This window comes from Corynebacterium qintianiae (assembly GCF_011038645.2).
In the GTDB taxonomy this organism is placed as follows: domain Bacteria; phylum Actinomycetota; class Actinomycetes; order Mycobacteriales; family Mycobacteriaceae; genus Corynebacterium; species Corynebacterium qintianiae.
Window position 1 is genome coordinate 85,417 of the sequence record NZ_CP064955.1, and the last position, 21,925, is coordinate 107,341.

The window sequence follows — 21,925 nt, forward strand, 5'->3', positions numbered from 1 at the left end:
GTCTCCTTTAGTTGAGCTCGAGGCGGCGCGACATGTCGGACGCGAACACGCCGGTCGGGTCGATCGCGCGGCGGGTGTCCAGCCAGCCGCCCATGCCCGGGTACATCGCGTGGAACTTCTCGGCGGATGTGCGAGACTCCTTGGCCAGGTAGAGTCGCCCGCCGAACTCCATGACCTGCTCGTCGAGGCGGTCGAGGAACTCGTTGAGGCCGTCGCGGATGGGGAAATCGACGCACACGTTCCACCCCTTCATCGGGTAGGACAGCGGCGCGCGGTTGCCCTCGCCGAACAGCTTGAACACGTTCAGCGCCGTGTAGTGGCCCGAGGACTGGATCTGGTAAATGATGTCCTTGAACGGCTCGACCGCGTCGGTCGGCACCACGAACTGGTACTGCAAAAAGCCCTTGGAGCCGTAGCCGCGGTTCCACTCGCCGATGAGGTCCAGCGGCTGGTAGAACTGCGTCAGGTTTTTGACCTGGTTCCGCGCGGGCGCCCCCATGCGGTAGTAGGCCTCGCCAATGGCCATGAGCGAGAGCTTGTTCATGGTCCACGACGGAAAGACGTCCGGCACCGTCATCAGCTGCGGCGCGTTGAACTTCAGCGGGTCCTTCGCCAGCTTCGGCGCGAGCTCCTCGAGCTGCGTGAGCGTGGCCAGTGAGCCCCGCGAGATGGTGGAGCGGCCAGTCTTCGGCGGCGCGGAGATCGCGTCGAACCACGCGGAAGAGTAGGTGTAGTTGACCTCGGAGCCGTCTGAGTGCGCCGCGATCGTCTCGTCGAGGGTGTCGGTGCGGTCGGTATCCGCGATGAAGTAGGCGGTTTCCGTGCGCGTCATTAGGATGCGGGCGCGCAGGATGATGCCGGTCAGGCCCATGCCGCCGACGGTGGCCCAGAACAGGGTGCCGTCCGGGTCGTCCGCGGTGCCGTGCGGCTCGAGGTGGAGGACGCGGCCGTCGGCCACGAGCAGTTCCATTGAGACCACGTGATCGCCGAAGGAGCCGGCGGAGTGGTGGTTCTTGCCGTGGATGTCGGGGCCGATCGCGCCGCCGATGGTGACCTGGCGGGTGCCCGGCAGCACCGGAACCCACAGGCCGTAAGGCAGCGCGGCCTTCATCAGCTGGTCGAGGGTCACGCCTGCGTCGACGTCGACAATCGCGGTGCCGGGGTCGATGGAGTGGATGCGGTTGAGTGGCTGCATGTCCACGACGAGGCCGCCGCCGTTCTGGGCGGGGTCGCCGTAGGAGCGCCCCATGCCGCGGGCGATCACGCCGCGGCGCTGGTGGGCGGGAAGCGCAGCGTTGTCCTCGGCGACCTGCGCGACGGCGCGCTTGATCACCTCAATGTCCGGGGTGGAGAGCACGTGGGCGGTTGATGGCGCCGTGCGCCCCCACCCGTGGAGCGATTCAACTTCGGTGTGTAGTTGCATGCGCCCCAGCCTAGTCGCCTCCTAGAGATCCATGAGGTCACGAATCTCCGCGGGCAGTTCCTCCTGCGAGGTGATGACGGGTCGGCCCGCCGCCTTATGTTCGCGCAGGATGTCGTAGACGCGGGTGCGCGAGGTGCTGTCCAGGAAGGGCAACTCCTCGGCGAAGACGCGCACCATGAAGTCGGACAGGGGCGCGTCGACGCGCTGCGCCGCCTCGTGGATCGCGTCGGGGTCATCGCCTTTGTAGTGCTTCCTCATGGTTGCGCAGTCTACGCGCGCCTACGATGGGCACCCATGAGCACTCCCACCGATTACAACTCCCTCGACGACACTCTTGCGGGGCAACTCGCCCAGGCGGGTTTCATCGCCGCGATGTACGCGGTGCCCGATTTCACCCGGAACTCCGGCGCCCGGGTGATTGCCTGGACGGGGTTGGTAGCCCTCAACGTCGCGGCCGTCGCCGCCGCGAACGCTGTCGACGATGACCCGCGCGACGACAACCTCCCGGAGGCCGGCCCCGCGCAGACGTGGGCGGTCCTCGGCGGCAGCGTCTTCCTGGGCGTGCGGGCGCATGCCGCGGTGGCTCGGTGGCTGCGTGGGCGGGGCGTAGATAAGCCGTACTCGCTGATGGGCCTGCTTGTCGGCGCTGGATACATGGCCTCGAAACGGCTGTCCACATAAACGTGAACGCCATGCACGGGACCGTGGTTCACCTCTCCCTCCTGCGCTCTACTTTCATGCTGCGCGTCTCCGCCATGCGCGGCGACGAGGAGGCGTACCGCTACCTCGGGATCGACGAGTCGAGCCCGCTTAGCGACGTCTCCCACGCCATCGGAGTCGCCTTCAGCCTCACCGGGCACCACGCCGCCCCCGCCGGATTCGCCACAGACCCAGGCGAGCCGCGGCCCGAGACGCGCATCGACCCCGACTCCACGCTTGGCGACGCCCTCCCCGGCGCGCGCACGACCATCTACTACCACTGGGGTCTGTGGCGCTTCGACCTCGAACTCGTCGAGACGTACCCGCGCGACGACTCCACCCCGCCAGCCGTGTGCGTCGCCGGGGCGGGGGATTTCGGCACACCGCTGGAAATCACGGCCATCAATAGGGCGTTGCTTGGCGACGCCATCGCCGACGCCGTCCTCGCCGAAGCGCGCCCCGAAGTGCGCAACATCGTGGCTCGGTCCTCCATGCACGATTTCGTCCTCCTGCTCAAAGCCCTCGATCTCAACCGGGAGGTTGGGGCGGACGCGGAGGTGAGGGCGTCGATACGCGATCTGCCCCTCGAACGGACCCGCGCCGGGCGCGACGCGTTCTGGGTGGCCGCGCTGGCGCTGGCGTGCCTCGCCGACGAGGAGACGACTGACACCATCATCGCCACCACCTACTCCACGCTCGGGTACACGGGTGTGCCCGCGGTGAAAGTGCGCGAGCTGTGCTCCGCTTCGCTGGGCCGCCTCGATGTGGACCGGATCCCGCCTGTCGAGCGGTTGGATGTCTTCCGCGCACTGCTTCGCGGGTAGGGTTATTGCCCGTGTCCAAGCAGGAAGCCCCGAACGGTTACATCAACTCGGTGAAGAAGCAGCTCGTGCCCTTCATCATCATCGGCGTCGGCTGTGCTGTGATCGACTTCGGCATCACCTACTCCCTGACTGAGCTGACCCCGATGTCGCGCGGGTGGTCAAAGATCGTGGGCTGGTGCTTCGGCACCCTCATCGCCTACGTGTTGAATTCCCGCTTCGCTTTCCAAGCCGAGGTCAGCGCGAAGAAGGCGGGGGCAGTGTTCCTGCTTTACGCCTCCACACTCGCGGTGCAGTACTTTCTCTACAAGGTCACCGATGGCCCGCTCATCGCCCTGGGCTTTGAGAACCCGTGGAAGGACGGAATCTCCTTCGTCATTGCCCAGGGCGTTGCCACGGTGACCAACTTCATCCTGCAGCGCCGCGTGGTGTTCAAGGAGGAGACCAAGATCGTGTCCTCGTCCGAGCCGCGGGTCTACCCCGCTACGGGCGACGGAAATCCTCCCGTGCCCCCATCCGCAATAGCCTGAGCCAGCGGAGAAACTCCTTCGGGTCCTTCCTCTCAATGAGGAAGAACCAGCCGAAACGTACCACCTCCTGCAGTTTCATCGTGCGCATCCCGCGCTGGTTGATGATGTAGCCGCGGTTGCGGAACGTGAAGTACCGCTTCGTCGGGTTGTCCGGCCACTGCGCGTGGGCACGCCCGCCCATGATCGGGTGGAACTCGCCCGAGCCGTCGGGGTGGAGGTAGAAGGCGGTCAGCGCCGTGCCGTACTTCAAGCCCGATTGAGCTAATCGACGGTGGTATTCCACCTCATCCCCACGTATGAACAGGCGGTAGTCCGGGACACCGATGCGCTCCATTGCCTCGGCGCTGATCAGCGCGCCGTTGAACAGCGAGGCGTATTGAGGGAGGAAATCGCCCTCCAGCTCCCTTGTCTCCCGCTTCCAGGTGAGGCCCTGGCGCAGCGGGAATGCCAGCTTCTCCGGGTCCTCGAGGTTGGCCACGATGGGGCTGACCTCCTGCAGCTGGTGTGTGACGGCGACGCGGTAGAGCTCCGCCAGGGTTTTTTCGTCTGCCGGGCGGCCGTCGTCGTCAGCGCACCAGATCGCGTCCGCGCCCAGTGCGAGGGCGTGCAGGAAGCCGTAGGCGAACCCGCCAGCGCCACCGAGGTTGGTCTTCGAGGGCAGGTAGACGCCCTTGTCCGGGCTGATCTCGTGGAGCAGGTCTTGGACATCCTTCTCTGCCCCGTTGTCCACCACGATGATCCAATCCACCGGGTGGCTCTGCGCCGCCACCTGCTCGAGGGAATGCCGCAGCAGGTCGACGCGCTTGTGGGTGACAATCACAGCCGCGGTCGTACCGCGCGGATTCAAAGACATGCCTTCTATTGTGCATGAGGGAACCTGGCCCGCCGGTTTGGACTCTAAGTAGGTATGCAACCCCACAACGGCATGCCCGTCTTCTGTCCCTGGGACATCACGCAAACCCCCGGCGACGGGTGCGTCCGGATTTCCCGGCGCCGCTACTTACCGGCCTTGCAACAGCTGGAGAACTGGGTCGTCGACGTCAACGCCCGTGCCCACCCGCGCGGCACCCGCTACCCGGCCCCCGCGGCCGCCCGTGCTTTCGCCCACGCGTTGGAGTGGCCGGGGTCCGTGATCACCGGATTCAGCGCGCTGGCCGTCTACCGCCTGCCGTATCTTGTGGAGGGGCACGACACCACGCTGAGCTGCGCGGTGGCTGCGAACACTGTCGGCGGTCCGCTGACTCCGACCGTCGTGCGCCTGACCTACCGGCCACACGAGGTGTGGACGGTGAAGCTCAGGGACTACCCTTTCCGCATCGCTTCTCCCGCGGTGGCCACTGTCCAGGCGCTGAAAGCGGCAGGCGGCGGGGTGCTCCCGGCGGTGCAGCTCATCGATTGCGTCCGCCGGCATCTAGGCGTCCAGGAGGCGGATGTGCTGGCAGCAGGGCGCTACCGGTTGCGCAGGCCGTGGTTGGAGAAGGTGTGGGGGCTCTCCAGCGCGTTGGCCGATTCACCCAAGGAAACTGAGATGCGCCTTCTGGCTCGCGATGTCGCCCGCCAGTATTCCCTTTCCCTGCGGGAGCAATACCCGGTGAGAAGCGGTGGCCGATTGATCACGGTCTTTGACTTCGCTCTGCTTGAACCGCGGATCGGCCTCATGTACGACGGGCAGCACCACTGGGAATACAGCCAGCGTCAGAAGGATTCCCTGATTAACCTGGAAGCGACCGCCAATGGGTGGACACCCCTGAGATTCTCCTCCGCCACCTTGATCGAGTTGCCTGAGCGGCTGGGCAGATTACTCAGTGAGAAATGTTGGGGCTGAGCAAATCCGACCTGGGGAAACTGAGAAATGTTGGGGTGGTCGACCAACATTTCTCACACCGCCGCCTCCCCGTGGAAGCGCCGGACCAGATCGGCCACATACCCGCCGGCCTCCGGCCCCTCGTACGCCGACACCACGTCGGACACCAGTCCGGCCTCCTTGATCTGGCCCTTGTCCACCCACAGGGCCGTCGTGCACAGCTGCGCCAGGAAGTCGTTAGAGTGCGAGGCGAAGACCAAGATGCCGGAGCGCTTGACCATCTCGGCTAGCTTGACCCGGGCCTTGGCCATGAAGGCGGCGTCGACAGCGCCGATACCTTCGTCGAGAAGCAAAATCTCGGGCTCGATGGAAGTGACCACGCCGAGGGCCAGGCGGACCCTCATGCCGGTGGAGTAGGTGCGCAGCGGCATGTTCAGGTAGTCGCCGAGCTCGGAGAACTCCGCGATCTCGTCGATCTTGGCGCGCATCTGCCGGCGGGACTGGCCGAGGAACAACCCTCTGATGATGATGTTCTCGTAGCCTGAAATCTCCGGGTCCATGCCCACGCCCAGGTCGAAGACGGGCGCGACGCGGCCGCGGACGTCGGCGACGCCGCGCGTCGGCTCATAAATCCCGGACAAGAGGCGCAGCAGGGTGGACTTGCCGGCGCCGTTGTGGCCGACCAGCCCTACGCGGTCACCCTCGCGCAGGTGGAGGTTGATGTCTTTCAACGCCTCAACAACCACGGTGTTGGAGGCGTTTTTGCCGATCGCGCCGCCAGCCGAAGAGACGACCGCCTTTTTCAAAGAGCGGGACTTGGCGTCGAAGATGGGGAAGTCGACGCAGGCGTTGTAGGTGTCGATGGAAACCATAAATAGAGTCCTTATACCCAGTACGGGACGCGGAAGCGCCACTGGCGCATGACGGCGAGCGCGACCAGGAGGCCGACGACGGTGACGGCCCCGACAATGCCCCAGTGGTAGAGCGGGACGTCGACGCCGATGAGCGGGCCGCGCACGATTTCGAGGTAGTGGTAGAGCGGGTTGAGCTCGGCGATGCGGGCGCGCTCGGCGACCTCACCGCCCTGTTCACGCAGCGTTTGGGTGGTCCACACGATCGGGGTGACGTAGAACAAAAGCTGCACCATGGCCTCCAACAGCGGAGCGACGTCGCGGAATCGCGTCGCGATAATGCCGAAAAGCATGGTCACCCAGACGCTGTTGACCACCAGTAGCGCGAGCGCGGGCACGGCCAGCAACGTGTTCCAGGTGAGCGGAATCTGGAACACCACGACCAGCAGGAGCCAGATCACCATGTTGTGCGCCAAGAAGAGCAACTGGCGCCACACCAGGCGGTAGACGTGGACGGACAGCGCCGAGGGCAGTTGCTTGATCAGGCCCTCGTTCTCGATGAAGATGTCGGCGCCGTCCTTGATGCAGCCGGAGATGAAGCCCCACACGATGAACCCGACGGTGACGTGGGGGAGGAACTCGCGCACCGAAATCTGGAACAGCATGGAGTACAAAAGGCCTAGGGCGAGCGCCATCACGCCGGTGGCGATGGTGATCCACAGCGGGCCGAGAGTGCTGCGGCGGTAGCGCTGCTTGATGTCCTGCCAGCCGAGCTGGAGCCACAGCTCGTGCTGGTTCCACCCGCGCACGAGGTCCCTGAACGCCATAGAAAAGGTCTTGGACTTCGACGGCGGCGTGTTCGCCGACCCGTCGGTTGTCATGCGGGCGACGTCGCTGAGCAAGCGGTCCCGCAGCTTCTGGTTGTCCTGCACATGGAACACCCTAGCCCAGCGCGCGCGGCTCACGTGGGAGTGTGCGTTGCGGGCCGGCGGTGTGCATAATTGGTCTGGTTAAGAAGGGAGGTGGATTCGTGTCCTACGACGTTGCGGGTGTGCGCGGCCTCTACACCTCGCTATCCGACGGCTGGATTTACCTCAACGCCCATGATTGCCCGCAGGTTCCGGAGCGTGTGTCGTCCGCGGTCGCGCGGTCGTTCCGCACCGCCACGGCCGTTTCCAGGCCGGAGCCTGCGGCCGGGTCGCACGCTAAGCCCGCCTCCGGTTCGCCGGAGGGGCGGAGCCTGCTTGACGACGCCGCCGTCGCCGTAGCCGATCTCGTCGGCGCCACCCCGGAGCGGGTCGTCCTCGGGCCGGGTCTGCCGTATCTTTATTCCTCGCTCGCGGCGGCGATGAGCCCGCTGCTGCGCCGCAATTCCGCGGTGGTGCTCAACAACGTTGACCGCGTGGAGTTGACATCGGCGCTCCAGCGGGTTGATGCCAAGGTGAGCTGGGCGGCGGCCGACCTGGCCACTGGCGCGCTGCCGGGTTGGCAGTACATGGATCTGGTCGACGGCACCACGCGTCTGGTGTCCGTGCCCGCCGCGCACCCCTACCTGGGCACCGTCGCGCCCGTGGGCGAGATCGTGGAAACGGTGCGCGCCGCTTCCAGGGCGTGGGTGCTTGTCGACGCCTCCGCCTACGCCCCGTACCGCCCCATCCATTTCGACGAGTGGAACGCGGATATCGTGGCCGTGGACCTGAAGGAGATGGGCGGACCGGAGATCGCGGCGTTGGTGTTCCGCGACGAGGCGATGTTCGGTCGTCTTGCGCCCGTCGGTGACCCCGCAGCGGCCGGTGCCGCGCGCGTGGGTCTCGGGGTTTCCCCAGGTCTGGCGGGAGCAGTTGCGCCCACGATCGACCACTACGCCGCGCTTGTCGACGCCCCCGCTGGCCGCGCCTCCAGACGCACACGCCTAGTTAACTCGATGACGGAGACGTCCGCCTACCTGGAGCGCCTGCGCGACGAGCTGCATACCTTCCTGGGCACTTTGCCCGCGGTGCACATTGTGGGTGTCTCCGGCGAGGCCGCGGCGGAGTCCGGGGCTGAGGTAGACCGCATCCCGCGCCTCTCGTTCGGGGTGAAGGGCGTGCCGGCCCAGACTGTGCACCAGCGGCTCTTCGCCCACGGCATCGTGGCCACGCTGACACCTCAGTGCCAGCTCACAGAGGACATGGGCGTGGGCGACCTCGGTGGCGCGGTCACCGTGTCGCTCGGGCCGTTCAACACCACCGCGGACATCGAACAGCTCATCCGCACCGTGGCGTCGCTGGCCTAACGTCTTAGTCCACCGTGAGCACAACCTTGCCGGTGTGCTCGCCGGAGTCGAGGTAGTCGTGGGCGAGGGAGGCGTCGCCAAGCGAAAAAGTCTTGCTCACGTTCGCCTTGATCTCGCCGCTCTCAAGCAGCGGCCAGACGTTCTTGACGGTGCTGTCGACCACCGCGGCCTTCATCGGGCGCGGGCGGGCGCGCAGCGTGGTGGCGTGGACGGACTGCCGACGCGTGAGCATGCGGCCCAGGTTGAGGGTGCCCTTCGGGCCGCCCTGCAGAGCGATGACGACGAGGCGGCCGTCGACAGCGAGGCTCCTCACGTTTTGCTCCAGGTAGGAGCCGCCCATGATGTCGAGGATGATGTCGCAGGAGCCCTTGAGCTCCTCGGCGAAATCCTGGTCGTGGTAGTTGATGGCGATGTCGGCTCCGAGGCCTCGGCAGTACTCCAGTTTGTCCGCGCTGCCGGCGGTTGTGGCGACCTCGCAACCGAGCGCCTTGCACAGCTGGATGGCGAAGGACCCGATGCCGCCCGCACCGCCGTGGATGAGCACGCGGTCGTCGGGTTTGACGCCGGCGAGCATGCCCAGGTTGGACCAGACGGTGCACGCGACCTCGACAACACCGGCGGTGTCGACCAGGTTGAAGCCCGTCGGCAGGGGCGTCAGCTGGCCCTCCGGCACGGCGACGTACTCCGCGTAGCCACCGCCTGCGAGCAGGCAACCGACCTCCTCGCCGGTTCCTACCACCGTGCCCGCGCACTCCAGGCCGATGATCTCCGACTCACCCTTCGGCGGCGGGTACATGCCCCTGGCCTGCATCAGGTCGCCGCGGTTCACGCCGGTGGCCGCGACCTTGACCAGTACCTCGCCCTCCTGGGGCTCGGGAGTAGGCACGTCCCGCAGCTCCAGGGAGCGGGGATTGTCGGGGTCTGCGAGCTGGATTGCTTTCATGGCACCCCAGATTAACGAAAGTGCGGGGGCCGTAGGTTACAATCTCGGCACTGGAGACGTGGCAGAGCGGCCGAATGCACCGGTCTTGAAAACCGGCGAGGGTCAAACCTCCGCGGGTTCAAATCCCGCCGTCTCCGCCAATTACTTAGACCGCGCGGCGTCGAGGGCGTCGATAAGCCGCTGCGCCGCGGCCTGCGGGTCCTCCCACTTGTCCAGGCCGAACAGCCCGATGCGGAAGGTGGCAAATCCCTCCGCCTCGCCGATCCGTAGGGGCACACCGGCGGCGATCTGCACACCGTGGGGCTTGAGCACCGCACCGTTCTGCAGCTCGGGGGAATCGGCGTAGAGCACGACGACGCCGTTGGACTCGTAGCCCTCGGCCGCCACGGACTTGTAACCGCGGGCGGAGGCCGCCTCGCGCACCGCGCGGCCGAGCTCGACCTGGCGCTGCGCGAGGACGTCGAGGCCCACGGCCAGGGATTCCTTCATCACCTCAAGGTTGCGCACGATCGTGTCGGTCGGCAGCGTGGAGTGGTAGGCGGCCGCGCCGTCGCGGTAGCCTTCGAACAGCTCCAGCCATTTCTTCAGGTCCAGAGTGAACGAGGTGGACTCGGTGGCCAGCACCTCCTCGCGGGCCCGATCGCCCAGCATGACGTAGCCGGTGGCGGGGGAGCCGGACCAGGACTTCTGGGGGGCGGAGATGAGGACGTCGACACGCGAGGCGCGCATGTCGGTGAAGTCGGCGCCGGCCGCGATGCAGTCGAGCACGAAAAGCGCGCCTGCGGCCTGGGCGGCCTCACCCAGCGCCGCGGTGTACTCGGGCCCGAGCGTGGTGCCGGAGGCCGTCTCGGTGTGGGCGGTAACGACGACGTCCGGGCCGAACTCGGCGATGGCCGCGCGCACATCCTCGATAGCGGGCGGGGCGTACGAGGGGGTGTCGGTGTCGTCCGTAGGCACCGCATTGAGCACCTTGACCTGGTCGGTGATGGCACCCTTCTCAATGATCTGGGTCCAGCGGAACGTGAAGTTGCCCTGGCGGATAATGAGGACCTTCTTGCCGGTGAAGAGCTGACGCGCGACCGCTTCCATGGCCGCGGTTCCGCCGCCGGGGATCAACACCGCGGTATCGGCGTTGTAGGTCTCGGTGAGAATGCCAAGCAGCTCCTGGGTCGCGGTGATGAACTTGCGCGACATGTGGTTCAGAGAGCGGTCGGTGAACACCACCGAGTACTCGAGGAGGCCGTCCGGGTCAATATCAGTGCGGGGCAGTTGCGTCATGTCCCATACATTAGCCCTGCACGGTGTCCCAGGCGCGCAAAAACTGCACCGCTTCCTCGCGGTTGGTGACCGTCACGCGCAAACCCTCTGGGAAGGCGCGGGTGAGTACGCCGTGGGCGGCGAGCTGCTCGCTGATCCGCGCCGCGTCGACGTCGGGCAACCACACAAAGTTCGCCTGGCTGCGGGCAGCCCCGATTCGATCCGCCACCTCGTCGCGCACCGCGACGGTCTCCTCGGTGCGCGCTGCGACCTCCCCCTGCGCACCGAGGGAAGCGATGGCACCGGCCTGGGCCACCGAGCTGACCTGGAAGGGGATGGCGACAGCGGTCAGCGCCCCGATGATGTCCTGCGGACCGAAGGCGTAGCCGACGCGCACGCCCGCCAGGCCGTAGGCCTTGGAAAACGTCCGCAGCGCCACGACGTTGGGGTAGCGGCGGATCGCCTCGGTGCCCACCACGGCGTCCTCGTCACGGTTGTACTCGAAGTAGGCCTCATCCAGCGCCACGGTGACGTGGCCGGGCACCTTCGCCATGAAGGCGTCGAACTCGGCGTTCGAGATCACCTGGCCGGAGGGGTTGTTGGGGGAGCAGAGGAAGATCAGGGACGTGGAGGCGTCGATAAGTGAAGCCATGCGCTCGAGGTCGTGCCTGCCCTCGCGGGTGATGGGAACAGGGCGGGCCTGCGCGCCGACGACCTGCAGGAAGATTGGGTAGGCCTCGAAGCTGCGCCAGGCGTAAATCACGTTGTTTTCCGGCGTGCAGGTGGCCTGGACCAGCTGTTGCAACAGGGCGGAGGAGCCGTTGCCCACCACGACCTGCTCAAATGTGACGCCGAGGTGCTCCGCGAGGGTCTCGCGCAACTCGACGGCGAACATGTCCGGGTAGCGGTTTGCGGTGCGCGCCACGTCCGCCATCGCGCGGGCAGCAGCTCCCAGCGGCGCGTCGGCCGATTCGTTGGACGACAGTTTCAGCGCGCGCTCGTCGCGCTTGCCGGGAACGTACGGGGGAATGGCTGCGATGTCGGGGCGGATCATGCCGCTCAGTCTATTTTGTGGCACGGCCGCGCGTTGGGTAGTATGCAAAAAGGTCTGGAGACGTGCCAGAGTGGCCGAATGGGGCTCCCTGCTAAGGAGTTGCCCTCTTGACGAGGGCCGCAGGTTCAAATCCTGTCGTCTCCGCCAGTTGCTGCCCCCGCTTGCGATGTCGCGAGCGGGGGTATGCTTTTCGCTCGTAAAACTCCCGCCCTTTGTCGGGCGCCTCGGACCGGCCCGGTTGACCGCCGTGGGCTTCCTTGTGCTCATTTTCCTCGGCACAGTGCTGCTGATGATGCCGTTTTCCACTGCCGGGCCGCAGTGGACTCCGTTTTTGCCTGCCCTATTCACCGCGACGTCCGCGGTGTCGCTCACGGGCCTCGTCGTCGAGGACACCGGCACGTACTGGACACCGGTGGGCCAGGCGATCATCCTCGCGCTTATCCAGCTAGGCGGCCTCGGCATCATCCCGCTGGCCGCGGCGCTGATCGGCGGCGGCCTCGGCTTCCCCGTCTGGGCGGAGCTTCTCAGGCTCCTCCGGAAACGCGCCCACGTGCACCGGATTTCCATTACAGCGCGGATGACCCTGGTATCCACTGTGTTCCTGCTGGTGGCCGGCATGGTGTTCACCGCGCAAGCGGAGTGGAACGGGGTGCTGCGTGAGATGGGTGTGGGGCAGAAACTGCTCAATGCGTTCTTCATGGGGGCGTCGCCACGCACGGCGGGATTCAACGCCATCGACTACGCCGACGCCCACCCCATCACCCTGATGGGCACCGACATCCTCATGTTCATCGGCGGCGGCTCCGCAGGCACGGCCGGCGGCGTCAAAGTCACCACGGCGTGCGTGCTTCTCGCCGCGATGGCCTCGGAGTTTCTGGGGCGCGAGCGCACCTCCATCGGGCATCGCACCCTGCCGTACTCCCTCACTCGCCAGGCGCTCGCGCTGGCGTTTGCCGGCGTCGCCGTGGTCACAGCGGGGGTGGCGGCGCTGCGCGTCTTCGACACCGAGTTCACCGGTGACCAGGTGTCCTTCGAGGTAATGTCCGCCTTCGCAACTGTGGGTCTGTCCACCGGCATCACGGCGAACCTCTCGGCGCCGTCCCAGATTATCCTCTGTCTCATTATGTATCTGGGCCGCGTCGGCCCCACTACCCTGGTCGCGGCCCTGGCGGCCAGGGCCATCACCCGTCGATTCGAGTACCCCGAGGAAAGGCCCTTCATTGGCTAGCATGTTCAAACCGTTCAGCACGTCGAAGCCCACCATCGACATCCCCCCGATCGTGGTCATCGGGCTGGGCCGATTCGGAACCTCCCTCGCACGAGAGCTCATGGCCCACGGTGTCGAGGTCATGGGCATCGACGACGACGAGAAGGTCGTGCGTGAACAGGCCCCCTTCCTCACGGAGGCCGTCACCGCCGACACCTCCGACCCCGAGGCGCTGCGGCAGTTGGGCGTGGACGAGGTGGAGCGCGTCGTTCTGGCCATCGGCTCCCACCTCGAATCATCCATCCTCACCGCCTCCAACCTGGTCGAGCTCGGGGTCAAGGACATCTGGGCGAAAGCCGACTCCGAGGCGCACGGCCGCATCCTGCGCCAGATCGGTGCCCACCATGTGATCCGCCCCGAGCGCGACACCGGCCGCCGCGTCGCGCACCTGCTCGGCGGCCGGTTCAGCGATTTCGCGGAGATCGCCCCGGACTACGGTGTAACCCGCCTCGCGCCTCCGCCGGCGGTGCTGGGGCGCGCCCTCGACCTCGACGAGATCTGGCGGGCGCACCACGTGCAGCTGGTCTCCGTCAGGGTTGGGGAGGGTAGCTGGGTGCCGCTGACGGACGGTTACACTCTGCGATCCACCGATTACATCGTCGCCGCGGGCAGCCCCGGTGCGCTGGAGAAGTTTTCGAAATAGGAGACTTGGGACATGAAAACAGCGCATCCGGCAGCAGCGAGGGATTTGGAACGGCGTCTGGGAGGGCGTCGAGAAGCGAAGGCCGAAGAGCTCGAGGAGATTCAGGCCCAGCTCGCGGAGCTCAGCTTCCGCGACCTCAAAGGCCTTGTCGTGCGGGCAAGCCCGAGCCGCGGCGCGAAAATCCTGCGGTTGTTGCCGCCCGAGCGGTCGGCCGCGCTTTTCGACGCCCTCGGCGCCGCGCACCAGGCCGACATCATCCGTGCTCTGGGTGACGACAAGGTGGTCAACTACTTCGGCGCGCTCGGTGCTGAGGACCGCGTCGCGCTGCTCGACCACCTGCCCGCTGAAATCGCCGATCGTCTCATCCGCGAGCTGGACGAGGACGACCAAAAGGTCACCGGAGTCGTGCTCGGTTACAAGAAGGGCACCGTCGGGCGCAGGATGTCGCCGAGAGTGCCGGTGGTGACGCCGGTGATGACGGTCGACGAGGTGGTCGAGCAGTTGCGCGACGGGGTGGACACGCTGGAGACCATTTACACCGTCCCGGTCGTCGACGAGGACCGCATCGTGTGCGGCGTGCTTCGGATGCGCTCCCTATTCCGCGCGGCAGGCACCGACAAAGTCTCCGAGCTGATGGAGAGCCCCAGCGTGTTCCGGGCGGACGACAACCTCGAGGACTCCGCGCGCTGGCTGCTGTCCTCGGGCCGCCTCGCCGTGCCTGTCGTCGACGACGACTTCCGCCTGCTGGGGATATTCACCTTCGACGAGGCGAACGACGTGGTCGAAGGTGCCAACTCGGAGGATTCCGCGCGTATGGGCGGCTCCGAGGCGCTGCGCAAGCCCTACCTGTCCACGCCAGTGATCCGTCTCGTGCGCAGCCGCATCGTGTGGTTGCTGGTGCTAGCGTTCTCCGCGATCCTCACCGTCCAAGTCCTCGACGTTTTCGAGGCGACGCTGGAGAAGGCCGTCGTCCTTTCGCTGTTTATCCCGCTGCTCACCGGCACCGGCGGCAACACGGGCAACCAGGCCGCCACGACTGTGACCAGGGCACTCGCGCTAAACGACGTCCGCAAGAGCGACATCCTGAAGGTCATGTGGCGCGAACTGCGGGTGGGGCTGATGCTGGGCTCGGTGCTCGGAGGTTTGGGCTTCGCCATTGCCACCCTGGTGTTTGACCTGAACATCGGCACCGTGATCGGTGCGACGCTGTTTCTGATCTGTACGTTCTCGGCCACCGTGGGCGGGATGATGCCGATCATTGCCAAGGCCGTCGGCGCCGACCCGGCGGTGTTCTCCAACCCGTTCATCTCTACGTTCTGCGATGCGACGGGACTTGTGATTTACTTCCTGATGGCGAAGACGGTTCTGGGGATTTAACCTCTGACCTGCCGTTTTGGTGCCTCCGGGCGTGCGGTGTAATGTTCTATTTCGTTGCCAGCGCCCGTAGCTCAACGGATAGAGCATCTGACTACGGATCAGAAGGTTGGGGGTTCGAATCCCTCCGGGCGCACAACTTGAAGCCCCGAGCCGAGAGGTTCGGGACTTTTTCTATGCGCTGGGCGGTTGAGGCGGAAGAAAGTTCCGCTTCTCAGAACACCTCGACGCGCCCGCCAAGCGCCTCGATCTGCTTGAGCTGCTTCACCCACCCCGGCCCGCCGGGGTGCACACGCATGACGGGGCGTGAGGAAATCTTCACCGGTGAGACAGACTCGCGCCGGGCACCCGAGCGCGCGCCCATGCGAACGTAGGCGCGGTTGCCCGCCTCGGCGAGCGACTGGATCGAAGGGTTGTCCCCAGAGAGCGAGTCGCGGGTTCGCGTGAGAAGCGTGAGGTACTCATCCAGCACGGGCACTAGGGCCTCTGCGTTGGTTTCGCACATGTTGCGTACCAGCGAGGGATCCGTGCCGGCGACGCGGGTCGCACCCTTGAACGAGCCGGCCGCGAGTGACTGGGCGAGGGTGCCGCCGTGGTCGCCGACGATGGCGAGCGCCTCTGCAATCACATGGGGCAGGTGGGACACGCGGGCGACGGCTTCGTCGTGGCGCCCGACGGAGACGGGCACAGCCTCGGCGCCGGTCAGGGCCGCCAACGCGCAGACCTGCGTGAACAGCTCCGACCACGACTCCGGGACAGTTGTGCCCGCGGCGTCGAGCTCGTCTGCCCAGTCGTAGGTCACGGCCCACGCGGCGCGGTGGAACAACCCCTCCTGGGACGCGCCCCAGCCGGAGTTCTCGGTGCCGGACATGGGGTGCCCGCCCACGTACTGCCCTTCCAACCCCCGGGCGCGAACGAGGTCGTACACCGGCTTCTTCACGCTGACCACGTCGGTGATGCCGCAGTGCGGCGCATGCTCGGCCACGGCGTCGAATACCTCGGCGACCGCGTCCATGGGTACGGCGACAACCAGTAGCGCGTTGTCACCCGAAGCGCGGGCGAGTGTCTCCGCCAGATCAGAGGAGACGCCGAAGCCTTCCTTCTGGGCTGCGCGTGTCGCGGAGCGGGAGCGGTTGTAACCGTACACCCGCTCGCCGCGGGCGGAGAGGTCGCGCATGAGGGATCCCCCGATGAGCCCGAGGCCGAGGATGCACACGGGCGGGAGCAGGTAGTTAGGTGAAGATGTCACGGTGACAAGTCTTACACACCGGGACTACGCTGACTATCCATGAGTCAGGACGGTTTTGAGGACGGTTACGCGGTCACGGTCGCCCAAGAGGGCGGCGGGTGGGTCGTCCGCGAGTTCGACGACTCCTTCGACAGCCTGGAGACGTCCGTCAACGCGGTGCGCAACCTGCGCAGCGAGGGAGCGGCGTTCGCCATTCTCAATGTGGAGGAGGATTTCCTCGTTATTGTCCGACCCGGCCCGTCGCGCACGCGCCTGGTCATTTCGGACGCGACGATGGCGGTGGACGACGATTTCGCCGCCGAGATTGCCCACGAGTCCGGCATCGAGATACCGGACATTGACCCGGCCGACCTCGACGACGTTGACGGTTACCCGGACGGGGACTTCGAAATGCTGGAGGACATCGGGCTCAACGCCGAGATGATGGGCGTGTTGCTGGACCCGGATGACGATCCCCACGTCGTGATCGAGCGCATCGCCGACCACCTCGGGTTCGCGGGTGAGTTCGAGGACGCCCTTGACTAGCAGCCCCGAGCGTCGCGCCCGCCTCCGCATGGCGCGCGCCTTAGAGGTTGCCGAGGGCACACCGCTTGGCGACGTCCCCGTGGGCGCGGTCGTCTACGACGCGCACGGCAGGGAAGTGGGGCGTGGGGTGAATCGTCGAGAAGCGAACGGCGATCCGACAGCCCACGCCGAGGTCGAGGCCCTGCGCGAGGCCGCGCGGGCGCTGGGCACATGGCGTCTCGACGGCTGCGAGCTGGTGGTCACCCTCGAACCCTGCACGATGTGCGCCGGCGCGATCCTGGGTGCGCGCGTGAAGAGCCTGGTCTTCGGCGCGTACGAGCCCAAGACGGGGGCAGTCGGTTCGCTTTTCGACGCCCTGAGGGACCCGCGCCACCTCCACCGCGTCGAGGTGCGCGGCGGGGTGCACGAGGCGGAGAACGCGGCGCTTCTCAGCGAATTCTTCGGCCGTTTGAGGTGACTTGCAACACAATTGTTACCCACTGGTGAATTCTCCGCTGCTAGGTTGGGCCATACTGCACTAACCGAAGAAAGGATCCGATCATGGCATTCGAAGGCAAGGGCGACCAGCTCAAGGGCAACATCAAGGAGGGCCTCGGCGAGGCCACCGACAACAAGTCCCTGGAGAACGAGGGCAAGGCTGACCAACTTGGCGGCGACATCCGCGAGAAGGCGTCCGAGGCGGGCGACGCCATCAAGGACACCTTCAACGACGCTGCGGCAAAGATCCAGGACGCGCGCGAGAACTAATTTGGTTGCTCGGGCACGCAACCGTTAGTCTGATTGGCGGTAGCGTGTCCGAGCGGCCGAAGGTGCTCGCCTCGAAAGCGAGTGTGGGTTAAACCACCGCGGGTTCAAATCCCGCCGCTACCGCCACTCAAAGCAAAGCCTCCGACCTCACGGGTCGGGGGTTTTGCCCGTGCCGCCTATAAGATGGTGCAGACCGAACTCGAGATGTAAGGACGCGCATAGTGGCGAAGTTTCTGTTCAAGGTGGGGCGCTGGTCTTACCTGCATAAATGGCAGGTCATCGTGGCGTGGCTGATCCTGCTCGCGGGCACGGCGGGCGCCGCTCTCACGCTGTCGAAGCCGTTCACCTCCGAGTTCTCCATCTCGGGCACACCCGCGATCGAGGCGCTGCAAACTCTCGACGACAATTTCCCGGGCTCCGGCGACATCGCGAACGCCCCCACGGTCAACCTGGTTTTCGCTGCGCCGGAGGGGCAGCGGTTGGATTCGCCGGAGAACATGGCGGCCATGGACGCCACGGTGGCGTACATCGCTGACAACCTCGACGGCATTACCTCGACCGAACGCTTCGGCAACCCTGTCGAGGTCAACGGAGAGCTCACGCGCACCATCGTGGGCCAGATGACCGAAATGGGGTTGCCGGAGGAGTCGGCCAAGGCGGATGCGTACAACGTACGAACGCTGTCCGATGACGCCCGGATCGGTTACACCACGTTCGACTTCGGCGCAGAGTCCTCCATGACGGTCACGCAGGAGGAGCGCGATGTTGTCAACCGGGCGATGGAGATCGGGCGCGACGCCGGCCTGCAGGTTGAGGCAGGCGGGGCGGGTTTCGGCGAGCCGATCGAGATCAAGAGCACCAGCGAGCTCGTCGGGCTGGCGGTGGCTTTCGTCGTTCTGCTCATCACGTTCGGTTCGCTCGTGGCGGCGTCGATGCCGGTGATCACCGCCGTCGTCGGCGTGGGCATCGGCGCTCTTCTCATCGTTCTGACGACCCGGTTCGTCGAGCTCAACGAAATCACCCCGGTGCTGGCCGTGATGATCGGCCTCGCCGTCGGAATCGACTACGCGCTGTTCATCCTGTCTCGTTACAGGCAGGAGCGGCAGCGGTTGTCGGGGCCGGACGCCGCCGGTCTGGCTACCGGCACCGCGGGCTCTTCGGTGGTGTTCGCGGGTCTGACGGTGTTCACCGCGCTCGTGGCTCTGGCGCTGGCGCAGATCGAGTTCCTCACCTGGATGGGCCTTTCCGCCGCCGTGACCGTGGCCATTTCCGTGCTCATCGCGCTCACGCTTATCCCGGCGCTGCTCGGCGCGTGGGGGGACCGCGCGTTCGCGGTGAAGATCCCGGGTGTCGCAGGTAACCCCGGCCCCGGCAAGAGGCCCGCCAGAGACCTGGCGCGCCGATCAATGGGCCGGAGCTGGGTCAACGTGGTCAAGCGCTTCCCGGCTGTCATCATGGCAGCTGTCGTCCTCGGACTGGGTGCGCTCGCCATCCCGGTGTTGGACCTGCAAATGTCGCTTCCAGCCGATACCACGTCGAACAAGGACACCACGCAGCGCAAGGCCGCGGACCTCATGGCGGAGGGCTTTGGCCCCGGGGTCAACGGGCAGTTCCTCGTCATCGTCGACGCGCACAACGTCAACCCGGACACCGAGATCCTCCAGCCTTTCATGGACGCCATGCCGGACGAGACTGGTGGCGACGCGGAGAAGGCGGCCCTGGCGTCGTTCCTGTACACGGTGAGCGAAGCCAAGAGCGTGAACGGCATCCGCCACGCCCAGCTCGTCGCCGTCAACGACGACCTCACCGCGGCCCAGATCGCCGCTACCCCCACCACTGGCCCGGAGGAGGAGTTCACTCTCGACGTGGCGCACGGCCTGCGCGAGACCAACTCGCGGGTCGAGGACGCCACTGGGGTGACGATCGGGCTCACGGGTCTAACGGCGGTGCAGATGGACATCACCGAAGAGCTCGCGGGCGCAATGCCGCTTTACCTATCCATCGTGGTGGGCTTGGCCATTATCCTGCTCATCCTTGTATTCCGCTCCATCATGGTGCCGGTGGTTGCGGGCCTGGGCTTCTTGCTGTCGGTGGGCGCCGCCTTCGGCGTGACCATCGCCGTGTTCCAAATGGGTTTCCTCGACCTCGTCAACACCCCCGCGCCGATCATCTCGTTCATGCCGATCTTCCTCATCGGCGTCACATTCGGCCTGGCGATGGACTACCAGGTCTTCCTGGTCACGCGCATCCGCGAGCACTACCTGAAGGAAAGGGGCAGCGGACCCGGTGCGGAGATCCGCGCCGTGGAGGAGGCCACGGTGGAGGGTTTCGCACAGGGTGCGCGCGTGGTCACCGCCGCAGCCGTCATCATGATCGCGGTGTTCGTGGCGTTCGTGGATCAGCCCCTGCCCTTTATCCAGATCTTCGGCTTTGCGCTCGCTGCGGCAGTGCTTTTCGACGCCTTCTTTATCCGCATGACCCTCGTGCCCGCCACGATGTTCATCCTCGGGCGCGCAACCTGGTGGATGCCGCGCTGGCTGGACCGCGTGCTGCCCGAGGTTGACGTGGAAGGCACCGAGCTGGAGAAGGAGTTCGAGCGTGCGTGATCTGAGTTTCGAAGTCGGTACCGAGCGGGGCAAGGCCCGCACCGGTGTGATTCACACCCCGCACGGGGACATTGCGACGCCCGCGTTTATCCCGGTGGCCACGAAGGCCACGGTGAAAACGCTGACGCCGGAGCAGATCCGGCAAGTGGGCGCGCAGGCGATCCTGTCCAACGCTTACCACCTCTACCTGCAGCCCGGCCCCGACATCGTGGACGAAGCCGGGGGAGTGGCCGCCTTCGAGAACTGGCACGGCCCCACCTACACAGACTCCGGCGGGTTCCAGGTGATGAGCCTGGGCGTCGGGTACAAGAAAGTCCTGGACATGGACACGGTGACGGACGAGGCGCGGAACCTGCGCAACGACATCCGTGCGGGTGAGAAGGAACGCCTGGCCAAGGTGGACGAGGACGGTGTGGATTTCAAGAGCTTCATCGACGGCTCAGCGCACCGCTTCAACCCCGAGGTGTCCATGCAAATCCAGCACCAGCTGGGCGCGGACATCATCTTCGCCTTCGACGAGCTGACGACACTGGCGGACACCCGTATTTACCAGGAAAAGTCTGTCGAGCGCACCCACCGGTGGGCAAAGCGCTGCCTGGACGAGCACGACCGGCTCACCCACGCTCGCCCCGGCAAGCCCCTGCAATCGCTGTGGGGCGTGGTGCAGGGTGCGCAGTACGAGGACCTGCGCCGGCAAGCCACGCGCGGCTTGCTCGAGCTGGACCGGCAGGCGCGCGACGAGGGCAGGCGCGGCTTCGGCGGCTTCGGAATCGGTGGCGCGCTGGAGAAGGAAAACTTGGGCACCATCGTCGGCTGGGTCACCGACGAGCTGCCGGCGGACAAGCCGCGCCACCTGCTCGGGATTTCCGAGCCGGACGACATCTTCGCCGCTGTGGAAGCCGGGGCCGACACCTTCGACTGCGTCGCGCCCACACGTCTTGGGCGCCGCGGCGGGGTCTACACCCTCGACGGGCGCATCAACCTGACCGGCGCCCGCTTCAAGCGCGACTTCGCCGGCATCGACGAGGAATTCGGTGGGTACGTCTCGCAGAACTATTCCCGCGCGTACATCCACCACCTGCTCAAGGCGAAGGAGTTCCTCGCCGGCACGCTGTGCACCATGCACAACCTGGAGTTCATGCTGCGCCTTGTGGACAACATCCGGTTGTCCATCGAGGACGGAAGTTACGAGCAGTTCAGGGACGAGTTTATGGGGCGGTACTACGCTCGAGTCGGCGCACCCACGCAATGACCTGGTAGGTGATGGGCACCAGCACCGCCTCCATCAGGGTCTTCCAGAGGAACCCCACGACGACGTAGTTGATGAACTGCGCGGGGGTGTCGATCCCGATGACGCCGGCCGCGATCGCGCAGAAGATTAGGGTGTCGAAGAACTCGCCGACGATGGTGGAGCCGATCAGGCGCGCCCACAGTCTGCTGGGCCCGAAGCGGTCCTTCATCTTCTGCAGCACCCACGCGTTGAGCAGCTGGCCGACCACGTAGCCGGCGAGCCCGGCGATGAGGATGCGCGGCAGTGTGCCCAGAACGGAGGCGAAGGTCTCCTGGGCGTCGTAAAACGGCGCCGCCGGCAGGGCGATGGCGATGGCGAAGGACGCGACGGTGAGCAACGTGACACCGAAACCGATGAACACGGTGCGCCGCGCGGCGTTGAAACCGTAGACCTCGGCGATGACATCGCCGATGATGTAGGAGACGGGGAAGAGGAAGAACGCTCCGTCGGTAATCAGCGGCCCGAGCTGCACGCCCTTCTGGGCTGTGATGTTCGAGACGATGAAGACCGCGCAGAAGACGGCGACCAGGATCGGGTACGGGGAGCGGGTGGCGGCGCGGTTCACC

General features: G+C 66.1%; 23 protein-coding genes and 4 tRNA genes. 17 read left to right on the forward strand and 10 right to left on the reverse strand.

The window, feature by feature from the left end:
- Positions 1-7 precede the first annotated feature (7 nt).
- Together dprE1 and G7Y29_RS00440 are read right to left on the reverse strand one after the other, a co-directional pair.
- A complete protein-coding gene (dprE1, locus tag G7Y29_RS00435; protein ID WP_165002988.1) occupies positions 8-1,423 on the reverse strand; it encodes a decaprenylphosphoryl-beta-D-ribose oxidase in 1,416 nt (471 codons plus the stop codon).
- 21 nt (positions 1,424-1,444) lie between these two features.
- On the reverse strand, positions 1,445-1,681 hold the full coding sequence (locus G7Y29_RS00440) for a hypothetical protein (protein ID WP_165002987.1): 237 nt from the start codon (positions 1,679-1,681) through the stop codon (positions 1,445-1,447).
- Positions 1,682-1,717: 36 nt separating this feature from the next.
- On the opposite strand from G7Y29_RS00440, the gene G7Y29_RS00445 reads away from it, so the two are divergent.
- Genes G7Y29_RS00445 through G7Y29_RS00455 form a run of 3 tightly spaced genes read left to right on the forward strand, consistent with a single transcriptional unit; the run spans position 1,718 to position 3,473 of the window.
- Positions 1,718-2,104 (forward strand): hypothetical protein, encoded by a 387-nt coding sequence (locus G7Y29_RS00445; protein WP_165002985.1) that lies wholly within the window; start codon positions 1,718-1,720, stop codon positions 2,102-2,104.
- Positions 2,105-2,115: 11 nt separating this feature from the next.
- Positions 2,116-2,946 carry a plasmid pRiA4b ORF-3 family protein gene (locus G7Y29_RS00450; RefSeq protein ID WP_165002983.1) on the forward strand — a complete coding sequence of 277 codons (831 nt, stop codon included), beginning with the start codon at positions 2,116-2,118 and terminating at the stop codon, positions 2,944-2,946.
- A gap of 11 nt (positions 2,947-2,957) precedes the next feature.
- Complete coding sequence (locus G7Y29_RS00455; protein ID WP_346727128.1) at positions 2,958-3,473, forward strand: GtrA family protein; 516 nt, start codon at positions 2,958-2,960, stop codon at positions 3,471-3,473.
- Here G7Y29_RS00455 and glfT1 read toward each other — a convergent pair.
- Entirely contained in the window at positions 3,427-4,326 is a 900-nt protein-coding gene (glfT1, locus tag G7Y29_RS00460; RefSeq protein ID WP_165002981.1) for a galactofuranosyltransferase GlfT1, read from the reverse strand. The two genes, G7Y29_RS00455 and glfT1, sit on opposite strands and share 47 nt — an antisense overlap.
- 54 nt (positions 4,327-4,380) lie before the next feature.
- Here glfT1 and G7Y29_RS00465 point away from each other — a divergent pair, with 54 nt between their 5' ends.
- Positions 4,381-5,298, forward strand: a complete 918-nt coding sequence (locus G7Y29_RS00465; RefSeq protein ID WP_165002979.1) for a hypothetical protein — start codon at positions 4,381-4,383, stop codon at positions 5,296-5,298.
- A gap of 53 nt (positions 5,299-5,351) precedes the next feature.
- Here G7Y29_RS00465 and wzt read toward each other — a convergent pair whose 3' ends face one another.
- Positions 5,352-6,149 (reverse strand): galactan export ABC transporter ATP-binding subunit Wzt/RfbE, encoded by a 798-nt coding sequence (wzt, locus tag G7Y29_RS00470; protein WP_165002977.1) that lies wholly within the window; start codon positions 6,147-6,149, stop codon positions 5,352-5,354.
- Between the two features lie 11 nt (positions 6,150-6,160).
- Positions 6,161-7,009: a galactan export ABC transporter permease subunit Wzm/RfbD gene (gene wzm / locus G7Y29_RS00475; protein WP_430393290.1), complete on the reverse strand. Its 849-nt coding sequence runs from the start codon at positions 7,007-7,009 to the stop codon at positions 6,161-6,163.
- A 149-nt stretch (positions 7,010-7,158) separates the two neighbouring features.
- Here wzm and G7Y29_RS00480 point away from each other — a divergent pair, with 149 nt between their 5' ends.
- A complete protein-coding gene (locus G7Y29_RS00480; protein ID WP_165002973.1) occupies positions 7,159-8,403 on the forward strand; it encodes an aminotransferase class V-fold PLP-dependent enzyme in 1,245 nt (414 codons plus the stop codon).
- 4 nt (positions 8,404-8,407) lie between these two features.
- On the opposite strand, the gene G7Y29_RS00485 is transcribed toward G7Y29_RS00480, so the two are convergent.
- Positions 8,408-9,346 (reverse strand): NAD(P)H-quinone oxidoreductase, encoded by a 939-nt coding sequence (locus tag G7Y29_RS00485; protein ID WP_165002972.1) that lies wholly within the window; start codon positions 9,344-9,346, stop codon positions 8,408-8,410.
- 52 nt (positions 9,347-9,398) lie between these two features.
- Here G7Y29_RS00485 and G7Y29_RS00490 point away from each other — a divergent pair.
- A tRNA-Ser gene (locus G7Y29_RS00490) sits at positions 9,399-9,486 on the forward strand.
- Position 9,487: 1 nt separating this feature from the next.
- On the opposite strand, the gene G7Y29_RS00495 is transcribed toward G7Y29_RS00490, so the two are convergent.
- Together G7Y29_RS00495 and G7Y29_RS00500 are read right to left on the reverse strand one after the other, a co-directional pair.
- The gene (locus G7Y29_RS00495) at positions 9,488-10,624 is read right to left on the reverse strand and encodes a pyridoxal-phosphate-dependent aminotransferase family protein (protein WP_165002969.1); all 1,137 of its coding nucleotides are present in this window, start codon (positions 10,622-10,624) and stop codon (positions 9,488-9,490) included.
- A 10-nt stretch (positions 10,625-10,634) separates the two neighbouring features.
- A complete protein-coding gene (locus G7Y29_RS00500; RefSeq protein WP_165002968.1) occupies positions 10,635-11,657 on the reverse strand; it encodes a histidinol-phosphate transaminase in 1,023 nt (340 codons plus the stop codon).
- Between the two features lie 56 nt (positions 11,658-11,713).
- Here G7Y29_RS00500 and G7Y29_RS00505 point away from each other — a divergent pair.
- From G7Y29_RS00505 to G7Y29_RS00525, 5 genes are all read left to right on the forward strand, one after another.
- A tRNA-Ser gene (locus G7Y29_RS00505) sits at positions 11,714-11,804 on the forward strand.
- 19 nt (positions 11,805-11,823) lie between these two features.
- The gene (locus G7Y29_RS00510; RefSeq protein WP_165003291.1) at positions 11,824-12,885 is read left to right on the forward strand and encodes a potassium transporter TrkG; all 1,062 of its coding nucleotides are present in this window, start codon (positions 11,824-11,826) and stop codon (positions 12,883-12,885) included.
- A gap of 1 nt (position 12,886) precedes the next feature.
- Positions 12,887-13,567 (forward strand): potassium channel family protein, encoded by a 681-nt coding sequence (locus tag G7Y29_RS00515; protein WP_165002966.1) that lies wholly within the window; start codon positions 12,887-12,889, stop codon positions 13,565-13,567.
- 12 nt (positions 13,568-13,579) lie between these two features.
- Positions 13,580-14,944: a magnesium transporter gene (mgtE, locus tag G7Y29_RS00520; protein WP_165002964.1), complete on the forward strand. Its 1,365-nt coding sequence runs from the start codon at positions 13,580-13,582 to the stop codon at positions 14,942-14,944.
- A 60-nt stretch (positions 14,945-15,004) separates the two neighbouring features.
- A tRNA-Arg gene (locus G7Y29_RS00525) sits at positions 15,005-15,077 on the forward strand.
- A 78-nt stretch (positions 15,078-15,155) separates the two neighbouring features.
- Here the strand turns inward: G7Y29_RS00525 and G7Y29_RS00530 are convergent.
- Positions 15,156-16,190 carry a prephenate dehydrogenase gene (locus G7Y29_RS00530; RefSeq protein ID WP_283248419.1) on the reverse strand — a complete coding sequence of 345 codons (1,035 nt, stop codon included), beginning with the start codon at positions 16,188-16,190 and terminating at the stop codon, positions 15,156-15,158.
- A gap of 39 nt (positions 16,191-16,229) precedes the next feature.
- On the opposite strand from G7Y29_RS00530, the gene G7Y29_RS00535 reads away from it, so the two are divergent.
- From G7Y29_RS00535 to tgt, 6 genes are all read left to right on the forward strand, one after another.
- On the forward strand, positions 16,230-16,715 hold the full coding sequence (locus G7Y29_RS00535; RefSeq protein ID WP_165002962.1) for a tRNA adenosine deaminase-associated protein: 486 nt from the start codon (positions 16,230-16,232) through the stop codon (positions 16,713-16,715).
- A 28-nt stretch (positions 16,716-16,743) separates the two neighbouring features.
- A complete protein-coding gene (locus G7Y29_RS00540; protein WP_165003289.1) occupies positions 16,744-17,172 on the forward strand; it encodes a nucleoside deaminase in 429 nt (142 codons plus the stop codon).
- A gap of 83 nt (positions 17,173-17,255) precedes the next feature.
- Positions 17,256-17,462 carry a CsbD family protein gene (locus G7Y29_RS00545; RefSeq protein ID WP_165002960.1) on the forward strand — a complete coding sequence of 69 codons (207 nt, stop codon included), beginning with the start codon at positions 17,256-17,258 and terminating at the stop codon, positions 17,460-17,462.
- A gap of 38 nt (positions 17,463-17,500) precedes the next feature.
- A tRNA-Ser gene (locus G7Y29_RS00550) sits at positions 17,501-17,588 on the forward strand.
- Positions 17,589-17,683: 95 nt separating this feature from the next.
- The gene (locus G7Y29_RS00555) at positions 17,684-20,068 is read left to right on the forward strand and encodes an MMPL family transporter (RefSeq protein WP_165002958.1); all 2,385 of its coding nucleotides are present in this window, start codon (positions 17,684-17,686) and stop codon (positions 20,066-20,068) included.
- Complete coding sequence (gene tgt, locus G7Y29_RS00560; protein ID WP_165002956.1) at positions 20,061-21,320, forward strand: tRNA guanosine(34) transglycosylase Tgt; 1,260 nt, start codon at positions 20,061-20,063, stop codon at positions 21,318-21,320. Before G7Y29_RS00555 ends, tgt begins: the two co-directional genes overlap by 8 nt.
- Here tgt and G7Y29_RS00565 read toward each other — a convergent pair.
- Entirely contained in the window at positions 21,277-21,924 is a 648-nt protein-coding gene (locus G7Y29_RS00565; protein ID WP_165002954.1) for a queuosine precursor transporter, read from the reverse strand. The genes tgt and G7Y29_RS00565 overlap by 44 nt on opposite strands.
- Position 21,925: the final 1 nt, after the last annotated feature.